The organism is Escherichia sp. GZ89, assembly GCF_019366485.1.
Lineage (GTDB): Bacteria > Pseudomonadota > Gammaproteobacteria > Enterobacterales > Enterobacteriaceae > Escherichia > Escherichia fergusonii.
In genome coordinates this window covers 1-526 of the sequence record NZ_JAEOHX010000079.1, presented here as the reverse complement: position 1 = coordinate 526, position 526 = coordinate 1, and the positions used below count along the sequence as shown (strand labels likewise).

Genomic DNA, 526 nt, shown 5'->3' with positions numbered 1-526 from the left:
GCATCGTCATCCTGATGGCTTAGCTGCTGCATCTGCGCCAAGCGCTCCGCCTCTTCGCGACGCTGCATTTCCATCGCTTCGACCTCTTCCGGCATACGTACCTGGACTTTGCTCAGGGTACTGATCACTTCATATTTCAGCGATTCCAGCATCGCGGCGAACATAGCGAAGGATTCGCGCTTGTATTCCTGCTTCGGATCTTTTTGCGCATAGCCGCGCAGATGAATACCCTGACGCAGGTAATCCCTCGCCGCCAAATGCTCTTTCCACAGGGACTCGAGCGTTTGCAGCATCACGCCTTTTTCGAAATGACGCATCATTTCAGCGCCAACCACCTCTTCTTTACGCTGATACACCTCGATGGACTGCGCCAGGATGCGCTCACGCAGCGTCTCCTCATGCAGCTCCGGCTCTTTATCCAGCCATTCGGCAATCGGCATCTCCAGGTCGAAGTCGTTTTTCAGGCGTTCCTGCAAACCCGGGATATCCCACATCTCTTCCAGCGACTGCGGCGGAATGTAGGCGT

General features: G+C 55.3%; 1 pseudogene. It reads right to left on the bottom strand.

What is annotated here, in order from left to right:
- Positions 1–526: pseudogene (gene secA / locus K0335_RS22305) on the bottom strand (preprotein translocase subunit SecA); the annotation flags it as partial.